At 33.7% G+C, this 20,431-nt stretch carries 15 protein-coding genes; 3 read left to right on the forward strand and 12 right to left on the reverse strand.

The genetic code is table 11. The features are described from left to right. Positions 1 to 10: 10 nt before the first annotated feature. The 3 genes from IJE64_RS05710 to IJE64_RS05720 all read right to left on the reverse strand — a co-directional run bounded on the left by IJE64_RS05710 (position 11) and on the right by IJE64_RS05720 (position 3,494). Positions 11 to 1,039 carry a tRNA-dihydrouridine synthase gene (locus tag IJE64_RS05710; RefSeq protein ID WP_292783289.1) on the reverse strand — a complete coding sequence of 343 codons (1,029 nt, stop codon included), beginning with the start codon at positions 1,037 to 1,039 and terminating at the stop codon, positions 11 to 13. A 91-nt stretch (positions 1,040 to 1,130) separates the two neighbouring features. After that, on the reverse strand, positions 1,131 to 2,045 hold the full coding sequence (locus IJE64_RS05715) for a hypothetical protein (protein WP_292783291.1): 915 nt from the start codon (positions 2,043 to 2,045) through the stop codon (positions 1,131 to 1,133). 111 nt (positions 2,046 to 2,156) lie between these two features. Continuing rightward, positions 2,157 to 3,494 carry an NCS2 family permease gene (locus tag IJE64_RS05720; protein ID WP_292783294.1) on the reverse strand — a complete coding sequence of 446 codons (1,338 nt, stop codon included), beginning with the start codon at positions 3,492 to 3,494 and terminating at the stop codon, positions 2,157 to 2,159. Positions 3,495 to 3,707: 213 nt separating this feature from the next. Here IJE64_RS05720 and IJE64_RS05725 point away from each other — a divergent pair, with 213 nt between their 5' ends. Further along, the gene (locus IJE64_RS05725) at positions 3,708 to 4,262 is read left to right on the forward strand and encodes a manganese efflux pump MntP family protein (protein ID WP_292783297.1); all 555 of its coding nucleotides are present in this window, start codon (positions 3,708 to 3,710) and stop codon (positions 4,260 to 4,262) included. A gap of 566 nt (positions 4,263 to 4,828) precedes the next feature. On the opposite strand, the gene IJE64_RS05730 is transcribed toward IJE64_RS05725, so the two are convergent. Together IJE64_RS05730 and IJE64_RS05735 are read right to left on the reverse strand one after the other, a co-directional pair. Continuing rightward, positions 4,829 to 5,842 (reverse strand): hypothetical protein, encoded by a 1,014-nt coding sequence (locus IJE64_RS05730; protein WP_292783300.1) that lies wholly within the window; start codon positions 5,840 to 5,842, stop codon positions 4,829 to 4,831. 75 nt (positions 5,843 to 5,917) lie between these two features. Further along, positions 5,918 to 7,000 carry a tyrosine-type recombinase/integrase gene (locus IJE64_RS05735; protein ID WP_292783302.1) on the reverse strand — a complete coding sequence of 361 codons (1,083 nt, stop codon included), beginning with the start codon at positions 6,998 to 7,000 and terminating at the stop codon, positions 5,918 to 5,920. Positions 7,001 to 7,362: 362 nt separating this feature from the next. Between IJE64_RS05735 and IJE64_RS05740 the strand changes: the two genes are divergently transcribed. Continuing rightward, entirely contained in the window at positions 7,363 to 8,478 is a 1,116-nt protein-coding gene (locus IJE64_RS05740; protein ID WP_292783305.1) for a chitobiase/beta-hexosaminidase C-terminal domain-containing protein, read from the forward strand. 224 nt (positions 8,479 to 8,702) lie between these two features. On the opposite strand, the gene surE is transcribed toward IJE64_RS05740, so the two are convergent. Beyond that, entirely contained in the window at positions 8,703 to 9,518 is an 816-nt protein-coding gene (surE, locus tag IJE64_RS05745; RefSeq protein ID WP_292783307.1) for a 5'/3'-nucleotidase SurE, read from the reverse strand. A gap of 226 nt (positions 9,519 to 9,744) precedes the next feature. Between surE and IJE64_RS05750 the strand changes: the two genes are divergently transcribed. Beyond that, complete coding sequence (locus IJE64_RS05750) at positions 9,745 to 13,287, forward strand: DUF1565 domain-containing protein (protein WP_292783308.1); 3,543 nt, start codon at positions 9,745 to 9,747, stop codon at positions 13,285 to 13,287. Between the two features lie 419 nt (positions 13,288 to 13,706). Here IJE64_RS05750 and IJE64_RS05755 read toward each other — a convergent pair whose 3' ends face one another. From IJE64_RS05755 to IJE64_RS05780, 6 genes are all read right to left on the reverse strand, one after another. Continuing rightward, on the reverse strand, positions 13,707 to 15,284 hold the full coding sequence (locus IJE64_RS05755; protein ID WP_292783310.1) for a glycosyltransferase family 39 protein: 1,578 nt from the start codon (positions 15,282 to 15,284) through the stop codon (positions 13,707 to 13,709). 134 nt (positions 15,285 to 15,418) lie between these two features. Then, positions 15,419 to 16,258 (reverse strand): pyridoxamine kinase, encoded by an 840-nt coding sequence (locus tag IJE64_RS05760; protein ID WP_292783312.1) that lies wholly within the window; start codon positions 16,256 to 16,258, stop codon positions 15,419 to 15,421. A 120-nt stretch (positions 16,259 to 16,378) separates the two neighbouring features. Next, on the reverse strand, positions 16,379 to 17,500 hold the full coding sequence (locus tag IJE64_RS05765; protein ID WP_292783314.1) for a hypothetical protein: 1,122 nt from the start codon (positions 17,498 to 17,500) through the stop codon (positions 16,379 to 16,381). Beyond that, positions 17,490 to 18,623 carry an oligosaccharide repeat unit polymerase family protein gene (locus IJE64_RS05770; RefSeq protein ID WP_292783317.1) on the reverse strand — a complete coding sequence of 378 codons (1,134 nt, stop codon included), beginning with the start codon at positions 18,621 to 18,623 and terminating at the stop codon, positions 17,490 to 17,492. The genes IJE64_RS05765 and IJE64_RS05770 overlap by 11 nt, the downstream gene beginning before the upstream one ends. A 65-nt stretch (positions 18,624 to 18,688) precedes the next feature. After that, the gene (locus tag IJE64_RS05775) at positions 18,689 to 19,663 is read right to left on the reverse strand and encodes a DUF116 domain-containing protein (protein WP_292783320.1); all 975 of its coding nucleotides are present in this window, start codon (positions 19,661 to 19,663) and stop codon (positions 18,689 to 18,691) included. Between the two features lie 67 nt (positions 19,664 to 19,730). Beyond that, positions 19,731 to 20,357: a TetR/AcrR family transcriptional regulator gene (locus IJE64_RS05780; protein ID WP_292783323.1), complete on the reverse strand. Its 627-nt coding sequence runs from the start codon at positions 20,355 to 20,357 to the stop codon at positions 19,731 to 19,733. Positions 20,358 to 20,431: the final 74 nt, after the last annotated feature.

Below are 20,431 nucleotides of genomic sequence, written 5' to 3' on the forward strand. Positions count from 1 at the left end.
TTTTTTTATATTATTTTACATTCAATGATGCTTTTGGATATATAAAACAGGTCGAGGTTTTCTTCCAGTAGCAGTTATTGCAGGTTTTGCATTTCACCTCTCCATCGCCGTCAATCTGCCAATCAACCAAAAAGCTGGTGTCTGCAACAAAAGGGCGCTGCATGGAAATGAACTCTACTTTTGTCTTGTTAAGTATATTGTTGATCTGCTTTTGGGTTCTAACGCCTCCTCCCATAATGACCGGAATGCTTACGTTGTCAATAATGTCGTTGCAGGCGCTTGCCAGAATTTTCTTTTCATAGTTTTCACGGGAAAAGTATTGGGGTGAGCGTGGACGTGTAATCTGAAGTGAATCCACTCCATTATCCTCAAGTATTTTAGCTATTTCCACTGTATCCTCAACAGTCATTCCTCCCTTTTGGATGTCAAAGGCGTTCAGGCGACAGTTGATGTGAAGATTGGTGTTCTGCTTGATTACTTTTATTATCTCCAAGACTATCCTTAAGCGGTTGTAGGTGTTTCCTCCATATTTGTCCTCCCTCTTGTTGAAATAGGGATTGATGAATCTTGTCAAAAAGTAATAGTTTCCCAAAGCTATCTGAACACCATCAAAACCCGCATAGTCTAATTTTTTACATGCTATGATAAAGTCTGTCTGGATTTTTCTGATATCCTCAATTGATATCTTTTCAACAGCAATGTGCTGTTCGGTGGGTTTATTGTACTGTACAAAACCAAGCTGTGCAAAGATGGGAACATCATATAGATGAACTAGATCTGTCAAATCCTTTGCCTCGCGTACAAATTGATTGTAGTTTAAAGTATTCGAATACTTGCTGAAAACATCCTTGGGATAAAGGGAGTACAATTCGGTAATTATCAATCCAACACCGCTAGCGGCAAGATTTTCATACCTGTCATATATCTCAGGAGTTAAATTTCCAGGCTGTTCTCTTTGGGATTCCCACAAACCTGTCCTGACAATTCTGCTGTTAAGTTTTAAATTTCCAAATGAAACAGTATCAAACAAATCTTTCATGTTTAATTATTTGATTAAAACAAGTATAAAAAAATTATTATAAAGTAAAAAAAAGGATTAGGAAATTATAGTTTTCCTAAACATTGTGTTCTTATATGAATATTATTAAGCAAACAATCAATATTGCTAAAATTGAAAGCAATCCATTATTCATATTAAAATCGAAATAGCTTGTTTCATTTTCAACATTGCCATTTGTTTTTGAAGTGTTTGATTCGCTTGAACCAACTTCATTGATTTTGCTTAAATCAATCTTTTTTTGCACTGGATTTAAATTGTGACCAATGTTTGAAGAGTAGGAATCTCTGTTTTCATCGCCAGCAGATCCTGAAGTAGGAGCTGCATAATCAGCCAATTGAGATGATTCTTCTTCAAAAGGATAACTGCCATCTACTGATTTTCCTGCACCTAAAGAATTAGCGTAATATCTGGTAAAATTACCATAAGCTAATTTTTTGTATACAGTATTATTGGATAACTCATCAATGTATCCATAGTCATAATACCAATCATCAGGATAAACTTCTCCATCCCAATAATCGTCATCTAGGTCTTCGTCGTCCCAGTAATCATCATCGTCCCAATAATCATCGTCTAGGTCTTCGTCGTCGTCCCAGTCGTCGTCATCTTCCCAGTCATCATCGTCTAGGTCTTCGTCGTCGTCCCAGTCGTCATCATCTTCCCAGTCATCATCGTCTAGGTCTTCGTCATCGTCCCAGTCATCGTCATCTAGGTCTTCGTCGTCGTCCCAGTCATCGTCATCTAGGTCTTCGTCATCGTCCCAGTCGTCGTCATCTAGGTTGTCGTCTTCGCCGTAGTCATCATTATCCAGATTGTCATCTTCATCGAGATAATCATCCATATCTTCATTAATTCCAGTGTCGAAATCATCTCCAATTTCACCAATGTGCGAATTGTCAACATCACTGGATGCGAAGGCTACGCCAGCACATGTTATAAGAAGCACAAAGAGAATAAAAATTCCAAAAATTTTTGTTTTATTCACATTTTCACCTCTATTATAATTGTAAATCATATTTTACAACTATTATATTAATATTTAGAAAATGTCATATATAAAGGTAGACTAAAAAAGAAGAAAACTATAGAAAAACACCTATAATCCGAAAAATAAGTAGATAAGGAATACTACAAACAATACCCAAACCAGTGGGTTCAATTCTTTTGCTTTTCCGTTAGCTACAGAGACGATTGTGTATGTGATAAATCCAAATGCAATACCTAGTGATATTGAATAGGACAGTACCATCATAATTATGGTTATGAATACTGCTGCAACAATAGATAGATTGTCCCAGTCGATATCTCTAATTTGGACAAACATCAGAATTCCTACGGTCACCAATGCGGCTGTAGTTACAGATGGAGTAAATAATGCAAGAACTGTTGGAGCAAAGAATACTGAAAGTAGGAATAATACTCCAATAGTGATTGCGGTAAGTCCTGTTCTTCCACCAAGACCGATACCTGTAGCACTTTCCACATAAGCAGTTACGGTACTTGATCCCATGACTGCACCTATAATTCCACCTAAAGCGTCACTGATAAATGCTCTGTTGATACCTTCGGTTGTGCCGTCCTCTTTTTCGTATCCACATTCTTTTGCAAGCGGGATCAATGTTCCGGTTGTATCGAAGAATGTAACAAATAGCATGGAGAATAAGATTATGACTAAAGTTGGAATATCCTTGAACAGTTCATTGAATCCCTGCATGAATCCTCCCAATACGCTCATGTCAAGGTTGAATGACACCCATTCTGTTGGCATGCTTGGCAATACCATTTCAGCGCTTCCGTATCCGAGAAGTGACATGACCACTCCTATGATGGCAGTTAACAGCAAACCTAAGAACACCGCTGCCGGAACTTTACGTACATATAAGATTAGAGTGATTACAATACCGAAAAATGCAAGCAAGATATGAGAAGAACTTAGTTCGCCTAACCCTATGATTGTTGAAGGGTCAGCTACAACGATTCCTGCATTGGCCAAACCTAGGAATGCCAAGTAAAATCCGATACCTGAACCGATTGCAAGTTTCAAGTCTTTAGGAATAGCATTCAAAATGGCTTCCCTTATTCCGATGATTGTAATTATTAAAAATATTATACTTGACAGAAATACTGCAGCAAGGGCAGCTTGCCATGAAAGACCCATGCCCAAAACAATAGTATAGGTGAATAATGCGTTTAATCCCATTCCTGGAGCAAGACCAATTGGATAGTTGGCTAAAAGCCCCATTATTATACAGGCAATACCTGACGCAATTGCAGTCACAATGAATACTCCTGAAATTGGCATTCCAGTTTCGGATAACAATCCGGGGTTTACGCCTAATATGTAAGACATTGCAAGAAATGTTGTTATCCCTGCAAGAATCTCTGTTTTAATGTCAGTCTTATTTGCATCTAGCTTAAACAATTTATTAAACATATAACTCCTCATTTCCTATGGTGATAAATTTATTACAATAAGAATATAAATCATTCGATATTAAATTCACCGTATTTTCATTTTTAATGGCATTTCATTCGATAATGAATGAAAATATTGAATCATTTTGATAAGTTCTATATTGCTGAAGATTTTCAAATTTCTTATAAGATACATCACATTTATATTGTTTGTACGACAATATTTTAGATAATGGCATTTAATCTAATTTCTACTTGTTTAATTGCAATAGCTCTTGCTATGGATGCATTCAGCGTATCCATGACCAAAGGTTTCACGCAAAAAAATTTGACCAGTTCGCAGATTTTGTATTATGGCTTGTTTTTCGGAGGCTTTCAGGCAATAATGCCTATTTTCGGATACTTCTTCGGCAATATCATATCCTCCATAATAGCTTCTCTTGCTTCTTTTGTAGGATTTTTACTGCTCTTGGGCATTGGTCTTAACATGATACGTGAAAGCCTTAAAAGTGATGATGACGAAATCACTGATGAGTTTTCATTTAAGGAAGTCACTTTGCTTGCGATTGCAACCAGCATCGATGCCTTTGCCGTAGGAATTACAATCGCTTTAATAAAGGATCCCATCTGGATATCTTCAGCGATAATCGGGATAGTTGCATTAGCCTTCAGCATCGTTGGAATATTCATAGGCCGTAAAATCGGTGATTATGTCGGTAATAGGTTCCAGATACTTGGTGGTGTTATCCTTATTTTGATCGGAATAAAGATTCTTTTAGGATTATAGCATGAACTTTTTTAAATTTTTTAATTTTCATGAAAATTAATAAATCTTATAAAAATGAAGGAATTAGATTCGTTGTTTTACTTTTATTCAAGTAAAAAATTAATTATTCATCATATTATAGATTATACTTATTTAATTTTATTGAATAATATATTTATGATTTTATTTTTCCAAAAAAACACTTAAATGGCTTTATTTTTAGTAAAATTAGTGTTAGTGTGATATTACAATAGTCGGCATAGTATTTCCGTATATTGTCCATATTTATATATTTATAGTTATATATCTATTCATAGTATTAATAGTTATTTTACTATAACATCTATAAGTATATGTTATAGTTGAACTATAATAATTATATATTTCCATATTATATAATTATACTTTTAATATATATTTATATATTTAAAGTAAATACAGATTGTAGTATTTATACATATTTTACCACTACTACTCAAGTAATATTTAGAAAATGCTATAAATCACTAACTCCATATATATCAAGCTATTGAAATAGAACATTTTCTTTAATTTTTCATATTTTTTATTAAATTTCATAAGATTTATTATTTTTTACGCCTAATTTTATATCTTATAAATCTTACAAATTTCAGCACTATGTAATATAGTATTCCGACAAATATTACAAATGAAATTAGTATAATCCAGTAGGCCAGCTTGCCAACGGATGTATTATTACTGTCTTCACTAAAGCTGAATGACCCTATATATTTGTAGTTGGGAGCCAGAGGAATGTCTTTTGCCTTAATTAGAGTATCGTTGAAATAAACATTGTCGATATAGATGGAATTGTCCACTCCAACAAGAGCTCCATCCTCATTTGAAACATAAACGTCAGTTGTGTTGTTGTTTCCATTGATATCAATGTCATAAGTTACAATTTCCCTTCTGTCAAGACCATATAAATCGGATCGTGACAAGTTATTCATTACTTCGATTTTATCATCATTGCCAATAGAAATGTTATTTGCCCGAGAATAGGAATACATGTTCGGTATTGAAATGTATCTTCCAGGCTCTAAAGTTCCAATTTTGACTTTATCAACTGTTGCAAAACCATAATTTCCATTAGGAGCCTTAATTACAACATGACCTCTACCATAAGGCTTTTTAATGTCCTGTATTTCCTTAAGGGCGCTTTCATTGATGGTGTTATTGTCATTGATCATTGTGGCTGTGATGTTTTCGCACCTTTCATTGTCAATGCCGTCATCAATGCCGCCCAGACCGATGACCCAGCCGTCGCTGGTGATGATAACATGGCAGAAATAACCGTCACTTGTCTTATATTGCTTTATTGCCTGCATGCCATGCCAATCAATCTGTTCAATATGAACGTCAGCATCCAATTCGGCATCACGCCTATAGGACATGAGGGTGTCATTCCCATCCAGTTGAAGAATTATTGAACAGCAGCCAAAAGAATCAGATTCATTATTGTATTGAGCTGTAGGCTGCAAATCATCAGTATTATGAAAATTAAATGCAGAATATGCTCCACATAATGAAATAAATATTAAAAAAACAACCAATATAAAAATACTCTTCTTTAAATTCATATAAATCAATAATTAACTTGTAACATTATAATATTTGACTCATATAGTATTTAAATTGAATTATTTTTATATTTATCAGCTGTTAAATCTCATATTGTTAACTTTTAATTTTTGCTTCATCTGCTCACGGTCAATGTGGATGTATTTGTCTGTTGTCTGTGAGTTGGAATGACCTGCAATGGACTGTACCTCTGCAACCGTAAGGATTTCAGCATAATGGGATAATGCGGTGTGTCTGAGGATATGGACACTTACATTTTCACCGTAATCTACAGGACAATCAATTCCTTCGCTTTCTATTCTCCTGTCACATTCATGAGCATACTTTTTAACAATATCCTGGACTCCACGCTTTCCAATGCGGTTTCCTTTAATGTTTGTGAATAGCTCTTCGCGAGTTTTTTCCTCTGCAGCCTTGTTTCTCTGGATTACGGGTCTATATACATTATTGGTGTTTTTTCTGAGTTTTGTGATCCTGTCATGCATCATATCATTCAAGCTTACCAATGTATCGAAGGTAATGAATGTCGTACGGTCCTTTAGCTCCCCTTTAGTGGTCTCTGCACGTAGATATACATCAATATATTCATTGGTGTCGTTTGGAAGAACATAAAAGCCATTTTCATCAATCGGAACTTGAATATCGCTTTTATTTAATAAGACCAGTTCCTTTAGCCTCATGCCAGAATCAATGAAAGTTCTGCAAATGGCGTAATCTCTTTTGTTACCGCTTTGTTCGATTGTATCTAAAAAAAAGTCGCTTTGTTGCCATGTCAGGCTTATCTTTTCAATTCTTTTTTTAGCGGTTTCAGGGTCTTCAGCTTTAACTTCAATTATATCCTTCATCTTGATTGGATCGTGCTGGATTTCTTCCTGAACGTCCTCTGAGTTGATGAATTCCAGGATGTTCATCATGTATGTTTTAACAGTAGTCCTTTTATTTCCGCGCTGCTTTAGACAGTACCTACGATAGTGACGCAGTTGCTTTTTTACATTACTGCTGTTCAGTTCATCTATTCCTTCAGATTCCAGATATTCTATGAATTTGGATATGTTAAATGTTTGCTTTTGCACCGTTTCTTGAGTTAAGTTTTTTACCTCTTGCTTTTCTTCTAAATACTCGTCCAGATAATCGGTTAGCTCATCTACTTCTATCATAAGCATTTCGCCTCCGGAAAATCTTTACTCAAACCCTTGTTATACTATTGATTTTTTGAGTATATAAATACTTCGTATCTTTTCTTTTTTAATGTATATTATTACATAAAATATACGTTTTATTTATATATAAAATTTGGCTAATTTGCGAGTTTCTTGTGAAATGTTGTAAGTGAAGTAATACATATACATCAAGTGATTGAAATATGGTAATTTTGTCAATTTTTGATTTTTGGAAGAATTTTATGAAAAAATTTGATTTTGAAATTTTTGAATTTTAACAAAAACTTTACAATAATCTAATACCTATTTATACACCCTCCAATAAAACAATTATTATAATAATAGAGGGAGGTTAAATCTTGTTTAATAAAAAATATTTCATATTAATTTTAATATTCTTGTCTTTACTTTTTTCAATTGCATCAGTCAGTGCTGAAAATAGTGTTTTAACTGACAATTCGAATATCAGCATTACAAATGATATCAGTTCACAACCTACTCTTTCTTTTGAGGAGGACACTAATCAAAATGCTAATGATTCTTCAGATATGAATGATACTGCTTCAGCCACTAAAAATACTTCTGAAAAATCCAAAAATTCAAGTGCAGTCATCAAAAAAATCCCTAATGTATGGATAAATAAGATGACTATTAAATCTGACAAGGAATTAGTTATAAAACTTAAATCAGATATGAAAGGAACAATCTACTATACCACAAACGGTAAAAAACCAAATGTTTACAGCAAAAAATATACAAATCCTATAACTTTAGCATCAAATCAAATTTTAAAGTTTTTTGCTGTTTCTAAAGATGGAAGCCAATCAAAAGTTCATACATATAAAAGAATTTTAGGTAAAACTTCAAAAGGATATGTTGAAAAGCTCTACTTCGGCAATCTGTCTTCAACAAAAACCATATCATTAATTGTTGGAGTTCATGTTCAAGAATGCGGAATGCACAAGGCAATATATAACAGCCTGATTAAGAATGACAATAAATTAAAAAGAAGGTATGTGCTATATTACATTCATGTACTCAAAGACCAGAGAAGTTATTCAAAAAGCAGAATGAACGGCCAAATATTAGGAAACAAATACATAATAAATGATATAGGTTATGAAAAACCTTTAATAACAACAGATGTCCATGAAACAAACTATAAGCTTAGCGGATACAAATATCCTCGATTCATCCATATGATTTCTAATAAGAACATAAAAAGTGTCAAAATAAGTAATGATCTCCATAAGAAATCTTCTCTTTATTTACAAAGGCTGCTAAAATTGACACCTCATATTAAAAGATTTGATCCGCAGTTAGGTTCAAGTCCTGCTTATATAACTGTACCTATTGCAAATAAGGGTTTAGTTTCTTATATCTATGAAACAGAGGGTAGTTACTCAAAAACCGTTAAACAGAATTATGCAGACAAATATATTAAAGCTTTGGATAAAGTCAATTTATCCTATTAGCTTTAATTTCAATTTTTTCATGATTCTAAAATTTTAAATGTATATTTTGTATAAAATAATTCAAAACAAGAATATATCATGATGAAAATATTATATTTTGTGAAATTTTGAATAACATTTATACATACTATTTTTAAATTTTATTACATTTAGCAACAAAAACTTAATATCAATATTAAAAAGAATTTTTAAAAAGGATGGAAACATAGGAATTATTAATTTGATTACCAATCCTTCAAATCTTTGCAGGTCATGTTAGCATTAAGGGGGGATAAGCTTGGACGCTTTTCAACTACTAATGCATATCCATCGCTACCTTCATCATATTCCTGAACCAGATTGGATGTGATCATAATCAAGTCGTCACTATCCTGATTTTCACCTAAAGGATAATTGAATAAATCCTCTTTTTCTTTATTTGTATTGTCGATTACTTCCTTATCCAGCATTTTATCCGCCAGATGGGTAATCATAACATCTTCTGATTCATAATTGGAAGGCACATTCAAGTTGAACAGGTCAACTCCATTCGGAAATCCGTCATTGATTATCTTTAAAACCAGATTGTGCAGGACTTTCTTTGATAAGGTGAAATCATAATCTATGTACCATTCGCCGTTTTCATCCTGTTTATAGGAAGTTTTCGGATCCATAAAAAGGGAAACCGCAATTGCAGGAATGCCTAAACTGACAGCTTCTAAAGCCGCACAGACAGTGCCTGATGATGTTATGTCGCAGCTTATATTGACTCCCTGATTAATCCCTGTTATAACCAAATCAGGCTTCTCATCCATTAAGTAATCGGCACCGACAATTACTGCATCTGCAGGACTGCCTGAAACAGAATAAGCAGGACTTCCATCTTCAAGTTCGCAGGAATTAATTTTTAAATGCTTGAATAAAGATAAACGGCGTCCAACGCTGCTGTTGTTTTTGTCTGGAGCTACCACACAAACATTACCCAAATCCTCAACAGCCTGTTTTGCAGCCAATATTCCCGGTGCAAAAACCCCATCATCATTAGATATTAAAATATTCATAATTGCCCAACCTAAAATTGTATATTAATATCTTAATCTTTTTATTTATAATTTCTGTGAAATTTTTTCGAATTTGCAATTTTTATAATAAGTAATAATTATTTATAAATATATCTTAAATAAGTAATACTAATCAATAGATAATTATTAATAATATAATCAATATAACAATAGTTGTATAACTTGGAAAAAAAGTTTTACAAATATAATTTAAGTGAGGAAAAAAATGAAGTTGAATAAAATATTACCTATATTGATTTTAATCACAGTATTATTTGTTTCAATATCAGCTATTAGTGCAGAACCTATATCTGATGAAACGGTAATCGCTGATGGTTCAAGTCAAAATGATGGTGATTCTGTCAATTATTATGTATCTGACGATGGTTCAGATAGTAATGACGGTTCTCAAAGTTCACCATTTAAAACTATTGGAAAGGCTGTCGAAAAGACCAGCGCCAATAAAACTACAAATATATACTTGGCAGATGGTATATATCAAGGAGACGGAAATGTTAACCTGACCATGGCTAGCAACATTAATTTAATTGGAACTTCTGTTGATAATACAATTTTGGACGGTTCCAATGCTAACTGGTTGGCAAACATGACCAATGGAGTATTGAATATTAAAGCTTTGACAATTAAAAATTTCTTCTTGACCATTAACAAAACTGGTACAAATGCCGGTATTATCACTAGTGACTCTGATGTAAATTTGGACAATGTAATCATCTCAGACAACATCATCAAGACAGTTTTAGGTGCAGATGAAGAAAAATCCACAATTTACACTGGTGTATTGCTAAGTACTGGAAAAATCACTATTTCCAATGTGGTCGGATTTAACAACTTAATCAACAATACACAAGGAACAACCTTAGCAGACTTAAGAAAATTAGCTGATTGGGGATGTGTAATCTGTTCATTTGACTCCGCAAGAGTTGACAATTCCTATTTCTACAACAATAAGGGAAGCAGGTCATCTGTAGTTTATGCACATACTTTATCCACTCTCGATGTCATGAACAGTGTATTTGTCAACAACACTGCAACATACTGTGGCGGAGTATTCTTATCTTACTTAAACACTACCACCCACATTAGCAACTCCTATTTCAAAAAGAACAACGGAACTAATGCTGGAGGTATTATTTACCAACAAAGATACTGTAACATGTATGTTGACGATTGTATCTTTGAAGACAACTACGCAAACACCGGTGGATCATTGTACGCACACCACTACAGTAACCTTACTGCAACAAACTGTTCATTCTCAACCGGCCGTGCAAGAACCGGTTCAGCTATAATCGGTGCTGACTTTGTTATTTTAAATGTATCTGATTGTGTATTTGATAGAAACACTGCAAGTGAAGGAGCAATCATGGGTGATGAAGGTTGTCAAATGATTGTCGACAATTGTGTATTCACCAACAACGTTGCAACTTTCGGAGCAGCAGTATTCGGAGACATGATCAACGATATTTCAGTTTCAAACTCTTTATTAGTAAACAACTCAGCTACATACGGTGGAGCAATATTCGGAACCTTTGAAACCACAGTCACTATAACCAACAATACTTTTGTTGGCAACACAGCTGTAAACGGTTCTGTAGTATTTGTTGACAATACTGGTAAACTTGATGAAGAGCCTGAAACTCCTGCACGTGACGGAATAACAAGTGAAATTATTTCAGAAGAAAATACATATATCAACAACACATCTGAAGACAATTTATTAATTGTTAACTATGGTGAACCTGTTAATTATTATGTATCCCCTCAAGGATCAGATAGCAATAACGGTACTCAAGATTCCCCATTTAAAACTATTGCAAAAGCTGTTGAAAAAGCAACTGAATATAAAATAACAAATATCTTCCTGGCAGAAGGAATTTACCAAGGTGAAGGAAACGTTAACCTAACTGTCCCAACCGGAATTATTTTAGTTGGTGTTTCTCCTGATAAAACTATTTTGGATGGTTCCAATGCTAACTGGTTAGCAAAAGTCAACGATGGAGTATTGTTTATTAAAAATTTAACTATACAAAACTTCTTCTTGACCATAGATAAAACAGGAACTAATGCTGGTATCATTACAAGTGACTCTGAAGTAATTTTAGACACTGTAGTCATCTCAGACAACACTATTAAAACAGTATTAGGTGCTGGAGAAGAAAAATCCACAATCTACACTGGAGTATTGTTAAGTACCGGAAAAATCACCATTAACAATGTGGTCGGATTTAACAACTTAATCAACAATACACAAGGAACAACCTTAGCAGACTTAAGAAAATTAGCTGATTGGGGATGCGTAATCTGTTCATTTGATGCAGCAACTATCAACAATTCCTATTTCTACAACAACAAAGGAAGTAGGTCATCTGTAGTTTATGCACATACTTTATCCACTCTCGATGTCATGAACAGCGTATTTGTCAACAACACTGCAACATACTGTGGCGGAGTATTCTTATCTTACTTAAACACTACCACCCACATTAGCAACTCCTATTTCAAAAAGAACAACGGAACTAATGCTGGAGGTATTATCTATCAACAAAGATACTGTAACATGTATGTTGACGACTGTATATTTGAAGACAACTACGCAAACACCGGTGGATCATTATACGCACACCACTACAGTAACCTTACTGCAACAAACTGTTCATTCTCAACCGGCCGTGCAAGAACCGGTTCAGCTATAATCGGTGCTGACTTTGTTATTTTAAATGTATCCGATTGTGTATTTGATAGAAACACTGCAAGTGAAGGAGCAATCATGGGTGATGAAGGTTGTCAAATGATTGTCGACAATTGTGTATTCACCAACAACGTTGCAACTTTCGGAGCAGCAGTATTCGGAGACATGATCAACGACATTTCAGTTACTAACTCTTTATTAGTAAACAACTCAGCTACATACGGTGGAGCAATATTCGGAACCTTTGAAACTATCGTGAAAATAATTAACAATACTTTCGTTGACAACTCAGCTGTAAACGGATCCATTGTATTTGTTGACAATACCGGTAAACTTGATGAAGAGCCTGAAACTCCGGCATATGACGGAATTACCAGTGCTATTTATTCAAAAGACAACATATATGTTAACAACACTTCTGAAGACAATTTACTAATTGTCAATTATGAAACAGAAAACAATCCTGTTTTAAAAGACACTCAAATAATTGTTTCAGATGTTACTACAACCGTCTACATCAAGTCAATTGATGGAAATAAAAAATCTAAAGTTATAATCACATTAAAAGACAATGAAGGAAATGTTTTATCAAACAAAGAACTCACCATAGTTCTAAACGGCGAAATTTTAACTCAAAAAACTGATGAAAATGGAACCTCTACAGTAGAAGTTGCCATTACAAAAGCAGGAACCTATGATTGTGTTGTCAGCTTTGCCGGTGATAAAAACTACAAATCCTCAATTGCAGCATCAAAAGTTGTTGTTAACAAGAAAACAGCAAAACTTATCGTGAAAAAAGCAACTTTCAAAGTAAAAGCTAAAACCAAATCTTACTCTGTTACTTTAAAAGATGCTAGCACCAGTAAGGTATTAGCTAAAAAACAAGTCACCATTAAAATCAATAACAAAACCTACAAAGCTACTACCAACTCCAAAGGTGTTGCTAAAATAAATGTGAAACTGACTAAAAAAGGAACATATAAGGCTACCGTAACCTTTAATGGAGATTCCTTCTATAAGAAAGTTTCAAAAACTGGAACAATAATTATTAAATAAGGAGATTTAATTATCTCCACTTTTTTTATTTTTTTATTAGATACATTTCTAACAATTAAAACATATTTATCGTTAATTAAATTAAAAGTAGGGTTTTTATTTTAATTTTATTCATCGTATTTTTCATTAACATTATGATTATTGAAAATTAATTTAATTTTATCTCGACCATATACATCAAACAATTCCCAAAAGTAAATTTAAACCATAAAATAAATTCTGTAATGTTAATTTAGAAATTTCACAAAAAATGGGATTAATCTTTAAGTTTAATTATTAATTTGCGGTGTTATTGTATTTGTATTGTAACAGTTGCCTCCATTCAAGAAGGGTATTACATTAGAAAAGGAAAAGAAATAGTGTAAAATTTAAAATGAAATAAATATTTGATTTTCTAGCTACAAGAAAAGCTAGAAAGTTCAAACATTAGTCCTCTCATATAGGTACAAGTCATTGAAGACCCGTATTTCAGTGAAGTTCTGCAACTCATACAGTCTGGACGACGCTATATAATACGATATATCGGCTTGATCGATTGCTGACTGGTTACGTGAGACAAGACCCATAGCGTTATCTCCATACAACCAAAGGTATGCCCTTTGATTGTAAACTCCAATTTTCACGTCAGGATTATCAGGATTCAATTCATGTATGTAGTCTATCACTTCCTGATGGGAATTGAATCTGTCTGTCTGCTCATATGTCATAGTAAATGCAAATCCTTGAATTGCAAATAGAATAATCAATACAATCGGAATTACATTCTTGTTGATTTTGAAATTAATTTGGATATTGTCTACAGCTTTCAATAGGAAGAATATAACGGCAGGCATTGCTGGAATTATGTATCTAGTTACTTTAATATTGTAGTTTGAATAGAATATCAGGTTTGAAAGAAGCCACATCATCATCAGAATTCCTATCTTGTGCTTCGAGTCTTGACCAATATAATAGAATGCAAGCATGACCATGAATATTGTAATCAGAGGACTTACATCGCGAACTATTAACACTGATAGAATCAACAATATCATCGGAAGTTTTTCAATCCTTTTCAGATTTGTTGTATTGTTCATAACCCAAATTCCTGCACCAACAACAAATATTGCTATAACAGCCCAAGAAAGTAATGTAGGGTTTTTAATTATTGGATTAGCGCTGAACAGAGTATTGGAATTTGATATGAAATTAGGCAGTTTTTCCAGATAATAAGTTATGCTAGGGTTGAATGCAGGGTCTGAATAGTATCCTGATTCTCCAGTGGCCCTATTTACCATCTGGTGACCTGCTTCAAATTGACCATGGCCCATAGCTACAACAACAGCTAAAATTATTATACCAATGACCGCTCCAATTATGAAAGCTTTTTTGATATATTTCTTATCTTCTTCATGTATTTTGAATCCTTTTTGATAGATATAATAAAGAATAAGAGGAGGCAATGTTAATACAACACTGTATCTTGTGAAAAATCCTAAAACAAATATCAAGCTTGCATATAGGTAAAATTTAGGATTCTCATCAATAGCGATTATGCCGAATAGTATAAGCCAAATTGTGAAACTAACAGCCGGAATGTCTAAAGTACCGTTTGCAAGCCAGACCAAATTTAGGGAAAGTGTTGAATAAACGATTACTCCTGTTAAGCTGTAAATCTTATTGAAATATCGTCTGAGGAGGAAATAGAGTCCAATATTACCTATAATTGCAAGCACTCCAGTTACAATATAGATTGCTACTGTATCAACCAATCCAAGTCTAAATAATATTGATGTTAAAAAGCACACTGTCGGCGACAGGAAAATGTTTTCTGCAGCGCATCGGTTTATTCCAGTATAATAAAGAGCATTTACAAGATATACATATACATCAGAACAAGTCACTCCAACCTTGAGGTTGAAATAGATGTAGTGTATAACAAGAAGTGTGCTAAAGAGTATTAAAAATACTAAAAAATATTTGTCCCTTTTATCTAACTTAAATTCCTCAAACATCATTATTATTTCTTTTACACTTACTATTTAATTATTTCTTAAAATAATATGGCTGATGCAATAATGTTGAGTATTAATAAAAATAGAAATGTTGCACTACAATATCTATAAAGTAGTACAAATCAAAAAAAATATAATTAATCCAATAATCCATAGAGTTCTGGAATTACCTGTTCAAATTTAACTCCATACTTGTGGTTTTCATCGCCGATGGTTTTTTCAATTGCTCTTTTTGTAAATTCACCGGCAATCTTTGCTGCCTGTGAAGGGGATTTGCCAATCATGGTTGATCCTACAAATGCTGAAGCGAAAACATCACCGGTTCCATGGGACACGTAGTCAATCTTATCATTGTATACGATTTCACAGGATGATTCATCTTTATCTAAAACAATCATTCCCAGTTCGTTTTGCCTGTGTGTATCTCCTTTTAATATCACATGCCTTTTTGTAAATGCGGAAAGCTCATTTGCCATTTCCAGCATTTCCTCTTTTGTGAATTCCTCTTTCCAAGGCTTGTGCAATATGTAGCAGGCTTCGGTTGTATTTGGAAGGATAAAATCTCCTAATTTGCATAGCTCACCCATCTTATCAGCGAATTCCTGATCGAATCCATTATAGAATTCACCATGGTCTGCCATTGCCGGGTCAACAAATACTAATCCTCCAGGCTTTAGTCTGGAGTCAATGATTTCTTTAATGTAATCAAGCTGTTCTATTGATGCGATGAATCCTGTATATATGGCATCGAAATATATTTCTTCTTTCTCCCAATGCTTTCTGATTTCAGGAAGGTCTTCTGTTAAATCTCTAACTGTGAAGTCTGTAAATCCTGCAGTATGAGTGGATAAAACTGCAGAAGGAAGAATTGCAGTTTCAATTCCAAAAGCGGAAACAATTGGAAGCGCAACAGTTATTGAGCATTGACCATAACATGAGATGTCCTGAATTGTTAAGATTTTAGTTGTTTCATTCATTTTTTCAACCTAATAATTAATAAATTTTATAAAAATCTTCATTCATAATATATAGCAAGTGTTATATATAGTTTTGTAGTATTAAAATGTACATTTTGCCACATTTTTTCCTAATTTCAATCATCTAAAGGCTTTTCGGCTGTTCCAAATTTCTTTAGTCGATTTAAAGCCACTTCTTTTTAGTGATTTTGGATTAAATTCATTTATTATATTAACTACCTTTTCAATAGAGTTTTCACTGTCTTCTAGAAGACTTGTATCGTTTTGAGGTGCCAAATTTTCAAATGCCTCGGGGATTTCATCAATCTTTACAATTGGAATGTTCAATGTTTTGGCCAAATCCACACTGCCATGGGTTTGGTGGAAACCTTCAATTTTTAGCGATGGAATGTTAAAAACGCCCGCTTCAATTGTCATGCCCATGCCTGCAGCATAGATGAGCTGTGATGCGGCATTCATAAAACTTAACAAATCAACATATTGGGGCAAGACCTTGATTCTTGAGGATGAAACTAGTTTTTCAACCATGTTCCTGTCGAATCTGTAAGGAGCAATCAATACGTTGCGGTCGAGTTTTTCAATGGATTTTATCAAGGGGTCTATGTCGCCATCCTTCAGGTCTCCCCCAAGAACAACCAAAACAAAATCTTCCATGCCATATTTGGCATAGATTTCCTCCTTATCAATTAAATTGTTGTCCCTGATATAGTCATCGACATATTTCGCCATTGGATAGCCGTTGATGTTCACTACATTGTCGAGTTTATAATTATTCTTTAGATATTCCTTGTATTCTTGTGATGGAACAGTGACAAGATTTGCTTGGGATATGACTTCAATAGGATTATATATGTCCTGTTCGATGTGTATGACAGGGATTCTTAATATATTTGCAGCCACAATTGATTTTCTAACATCTCCAGCATTCCCTGCAGTTATCAACAGGTCAACATTCTTTCCCCTGAGAGCGTTGAAGGACTTTAAGATATCCCTTGAAATTAGATAAACAAGTTTTGGCTTTGAATTCTTCTTACCTCTTCTGCCTTCTCCAATGTAGTATAGCTCATCGCAATAGGGTTTTAGGAAATCCTTTGCAGATTCTCCATGATAAAGGCCAATCATCTTATTTATCTTGAAGTTTAGTTTATTTTCCTTTTCCAATTCCATTAATCTTTCGATAATGGGAATAAATGTCTTGGCAGGTGTGATTTCGCCTGCAAGGGCTATATTTTTAGATATCATCAGTTGAACCTCTTAAATTTTTAATGATAATGCAGATACCAATCAAATAGAATAGCCAAACTACTATATCTGTCGGTCCTGTTTCAATCCATATAATGGTCTGTGCAAGTAAAATTCCATAAAATGCACTTGTAACTCTTTTTTTGTGATTCTGTATGGCATGCAATGTTTTTAAAATCAAACCCAATATAAACATCTGTATAATCATTCCGATTATTCCAAAATCAAGTATGGCGGGACCGAATATGGTGGCAGTGATTGAATGTTCCCTCCCGGTTGTAACATTTCCGACTATGACTCTTGGATCGACATGTGTGAAAAATCCTGTTAAAGTAGAGTAGAAAAGACTTCCACCTGTTTGAAACTGATTCTGGATAGCAGTGGAAAATATATCCAATGTAAATGCAGCCCTATGTGACACCAGCTCCAGCGGGTTTAAGGTCCAATGCTGCCAGCTGATGGCTTGGACAGCTATAAATCCAACCACTATAAGAACGACCGCAATCGATATGATAGCCAATAAAATGTATTTGAAGTCAATATCTCTTGTATAGTACAATGTGATTAGAGCGGATAGCATTATTGCAATTGGAGTTGTCCTGTAACCTGTCAGGACAAACAGAAATGCACCTACTAACAATAAGATATAATGGGATTTTCTGTTGTATTTTGCAAGTAGGATATTGATGAACGGCATGAATATTATATATGAAACAAGCCAAATTTTGGTAGTTGCCCTAGCTTTCAATGTTGCAGAAAAAAGTGGAATGCCTCCCAGATAGACAAGATTGACTATCTGCAGGATTATTCCAAATAAAACCAGTCCCACTAGAATCAATTCGTTTTTTGAATACTTTTCGAACAATGATAATTTTTGGGGATTTATTGAATTTTTATTTGGCAAGACAAATTTATTTTTCATCAGATAATTGCTGGCATATATTCCCAAGATAAAAAACGAAAGCCCCACTGCAATATATATGTATAAATCCATATTTGGGGCAGGAATCTGCTTGTAAAAATACCACATAGGCATGGCAATTAATATGAATAGGATTACCAATGCAACAATGATTAACGGATGGAACAAATCAAATAGCTTATCTTTAAAATTGAAATTCATAATAATCCCTTTTTTAATTGATTATTAATATGTTTTAACTATTATAATAATCTTATTTTAAAAATTCAAATTTTAAATTTCAACTCCTCCATATCTATATCACCGTATATGTCTTCATCCAGCCAATGACTTTTGCATGCTACATGATCAAGCAGGACACATTGTGGTGGAATAGATAGGTTAGATGATTTCCAACCTCCTGAGATTAAGTTCAATACGCATGTTATGCCAATGATTCCCAATTCATGTTTATCTTCCTTTTTGGCTCCCTTAAATGCAGTCGATTCATGAGAAACAATGTAGACTTCATGGTTGGGATACTCCTTAGAAATCTTGTATACATTGCATTTTGGATTGCAGAATGTGCAGACATATCCCAGTCTTTCCTCTTTTGCCCTGCATTTCTTATTGTTTGCATTCATGCATCCAGGTAGGATTATAGCTTTTCTCTGTCTTTTCTCATATTCGTCCTTGAATATCCTGTTCATTATCTCGGCTCCAAGCATGTTCAAGTGATATTCAAGTTCATGTCCATGATAGAAAATGACGTCCTCCTCCATTAGATGGCTGTTTCCATTATTTTCAAGATATTTTTCTAAGTCAGATGTATATTCCCCAAGATGCTTGCCGCTGTTTTTGCAAAACCATTTGGTTAAACTAAGGCAATCCTCCAGATTATGTGTAAAGTTTCTGAAATGAGGAATTTGATCCATATAATCTCCGGTAGCCTCCAGAAAATTAATTAGCAAATCCAAATTTTCCTGAGTTAGTTTTTCTTCATTTTTCTTGAAAGGCTTGAATAGGAATTTTGTTAATAGCTTTCCTCTAAGTTCATCGATGAATGGTTTATCCTCTGGAAAAGCTCTTCGATATTCAGCCAGATTTGCTAAGGCCTGATGTATATTGCTATCTAAATCTAAAGCTGTTGTTCCATATAGATACCAGTAAACACCAATGCATAATGCTTCAAGGGATTCTTCATCATTTTTAAAATTGAATTCTTGAGCGTAATCAATGAATTCATCTCCAAAAACTTTCACTCTTGTATAATAATCATGATTTAATTTGTAAGGGAAAATGCTTTCATCTCCTATTGAAAAAATTATTTTATTCCACCTTCACACATTCAAGAAGAAATTTAGCATGCTCTTCAGCCTCTTTAAAGAAATTATCCAGTGAACTTTTAGGGATATCATCATATTTTGCACAGATTTCCAGTAGAAGATATATTGGAAAGCTGTAATATTCCTTGGCCAATAGTTTAGGATTTGAATCCTTTTTGATAATTCCTTTTTCCTTTAAGATGGTGAAAAATCCGTTCCAGAATACCAATGGCTTTACTAGTATCTCATTTTGGAAAAATAACCTTATGTTCTCATTGTAATGCATTTGGATAAAAATCAGTTTCCAGATTTTAAGGTTCCTTTCGTTCAACAGCATTTCCTTTATTGCTTCAGATCCCTGATGATAGAACAATTCGGGGTTTTCGAGTAATATCTCATTGTCCATACTCAATACAAATTCCTTACTGTTGAGCAGCTCATCATATTTGAACAAGTCAGTGAAATATTCAAATATGTCCATTAAAATAGCTTCTTTTGATGAATAATGACTATATATTGAGCTTTTTTTTATTCCTACTTCCTCTGCTATTTCCCTGAGTGAAACAGAATCATAACCTTTCTTTGAAAATAAATCCAGCGATACATCAAATATCTTTTCTTTAGTATTCATGATTACCTACCTACCGTTCGTTAGGTATACTATTCAATTTATCATATATAAAATTAACTGAAAAAAAGAAAAAT

This window comes from Methanobrevibacter sp. (assembly GCF_017409525.1).
Lineage (GTDB): Archaea > Methanobacteriota > Methanobacteria > Methanobacteriales > Methanobacteriaceae > Methanocatella.

Excerpts from the sequence above, each read along its gene's own strand:
- IJE64_RS05770 (WP_292783317.1), bottom strand. The coding sequence starts at position 18,623 with ATGAATTTCAATTTTAAAGATAAGCTATTTGATTTGTTCCATCCGTTA.
- IJE64_RS05725 (WP_292783297.1), top strand. The coding sequence starts at position 3,708 with ATGGCATTTAATCTAATTTCTACTTGTTTAATTGCAATAGCTCTTGCT.
- IJE64_RS05755 (WP_292783310.1), bottom strand. The coding sequence starts at position 15,284 with ATGATGTTTGAGGAATTTAAGTTAGATAAAAGGGACAAATATTTTTTA.
- IJE64_RS05720 (WP_292783294.1), bottom strand. The coding sequence starts at position 3,494 with ATGTTTAATAAATTGTTTAAGCTAGATGCAAATAAGACTGACATTAAA.
- IJE64_RS05760 (WP_292783312.1), bottom strand. The coding sequence starts at position 16,258 with ATGAATGAAACAACTAAAATCTTAACAATTCAGGACATCTCATGTTAT.
- surE (WP_292783307.1), bottom strand. The coding sequence starts at position 9,518 with ATGAATATTTTAATATCTAATGATGATGGGGTTTTTGCACCGGGAATA.
- IJE64_RS05735 (WP_292783302.1), bottom strand. The coding sequence starts at position 7,000 with ATGATAGAAGTAGATGAGCTAACCGATTATCTGGACGAGTATTTAGAA.
- IJE64_RS05710 (WP_292783289.1), bottom strand. The coding sequence starts at position 1,039 with ATGAAAGATTTGTTTGATACTGTTTCATTTGGAAATTTAAAACTTAAC.
- IJE64_RS05750 (WP_292783308.1), top strand. The coding sequence starts at position 9,745 with ATGAAGTTGAATAAAATATTACCTATATTGATTTTAATCACAGTATTA.
- IJE64_RS05780 (WP_292783323.1), bottom strand. The coding sequence starts at position 20,357 with ATGAATACTAAAGAAAAGATATTTGATGTATCGCTGGATTTATTTTCA.
- IJE64_RS05730 (WP_292783300.1), bottom strand. The coding sequence starts at position 5,842 with ATGAATTTAAAGAAGAGTATTTTTATATTGGTTGTTTTTTTAATATTT.
- IJE64_RS05765 (WP_292783314.1), bottom strand. The coding sequence starts at position 17,500 with ATGATATCTAAAAATATAGCCCTTGCAGGCGAAATCACACCTGCCAAG.